The following is a 1,498-nucleotide window of genomic DNA, read 5'->3' on the forward strand; positions in this document are numbered from 1 at the left end:
ACCGATGCCATCGCCCACGTAGTCCGCTGCTTCGAAGACGAGAACGTGATTCACGTCTCCAACAGCGTCGACCCGAAACGCGACATCGAAATCATCGACCTGGAACTGATCTTCGCCGACCTCGACAGCTGCGAGAAGCAACTGCAGAAAGTCGCGCGCAACGCCAAGGGTGGTGACAAGGATGCAGTGGTCCAGAAAGGCCTGCTGGAGCAACTGATCGCTCACTTCACCGAAGGCAAGCCGGCGCGCACTCTGATGAAGAACATGGGCGCCGACGAAAAAGCGGTGATCAAGGGCTTCCACCTGCTGACCACCAAGCCGGTCATGTACATCGCCAACGTCGCAGAAGACGGTTTCGAGAACAACCCGCTGCTGGACATCGTCAAAGCCATCGCCGAAGAAGAAGGCGCTGTGGTTGTTCCGGTGTGCAACAAGATCGAAGCGGAAATCGCCGAGCTCGATGACGGCGAAGAGAAAGACATGTTCCTCGAAGCCCTGGGCCTCGAAGAGCCTGGCCTGAACCGCGTGATCCGTGCCGGCTACGAAATGCTGCACCTGCAGACCTACTTCACCGCCGGTGTCGAAGAAGTCCGCGCCTGGACCGTCCGCGTCGGTGCCACCGCACCACAAGCCGCTGGCGTGATCCACACCGACTTCGAAAAAGGCTTCATCCGTGCCGAAGTGATCGCCTACAACGACTTCATCCAGTACAAGGGCGAAGCCGGTACCAAGGAAGCCGGTAAATGGCGCCTGGAAGGCAAGGATTACATCGTCAAAGACGGCGACGTGATGCATTTCCGTTTCAACGTGTGACGGCCCCCGTGGAATTCCACGGAGCTTGATGGACCTCAAAACCCCCGTAATCATTAGATGATACGGGGGTTTTGCGTTTAAGCACCACCACCCTCATCCATTGAGATCCGAGCGTTGGTTGGCTAATATTCCGGGTACGACGCCCCTAAGCCGGTTTTGAAAACCGGGTATGGCGGGAACCCGGAGATCAGACCATGCTCACCGATACCCAATGCCGCACCGCAAAGCCCAAGGACAAGCCTTACAAGCTCACCGATGGAAAGGGCTTGTATCTTGAGGTCAAACCCAACGGTACCAAAGCGTGGCGCTACCGCTTTGCGATACGCACTGGGGACACCACCAAAGAAAACACCTTTGCTGTTGGCGACTATGCAATTCCGCCCCGTGGCGAAAGTGATGAAGACGCCTTGGCCCGGCGCAAAGGTCGACGCTTTACCCTGGCAGAAGCACGCGACGAACGCGTCAAAGCCCGAGACCTGGTGAAGCAAGGCATCAATCCCGCCCGACATCGGCAACTCACTCGCATCAAACAGCAGCAGGACAACGCCACCACCTTTGAGACTGTTGCAAAGGAATGGCTTGCACTGAAAGACTGGGAAGAGATCACCAAGGTCAGACGACTGGAAATGCTCGAGCGTGTAGTTTTCCCCAAGATCGGTCTGTGGCCGATCAAAAGCATCACCCC

Annotated in this window: 2 protein-coding genes; both read left to right on the forward strand. The window is 56.9% G+C overall.

Annotation, left to right across the window (positions count from 1 at the left end; all coding sequences use genetic code 11):
- A partial coding sequence (ychF, locus tag ACXRVY_RS28620) for a redox-regulated ATPase YchF (RefSeq protein ID WP_458238907.1) occupies positions 1-813 on the forward strand: 813 nt, incomplete at its 5' end.
- Positions 814-1,007: 194 nt separating this feature from the next.
- On the forward strand, positions 1,008-1,498 hold a 491-nt coding region (locus tag ACXRVY_RS28625), incomplete at its 3' end, for a tyrosine-type recombinase/integrase (protein WP_458238908.1).

Source organism: Pseudomonas sp. P5_A2_2 (assembly GCF_054177685.1).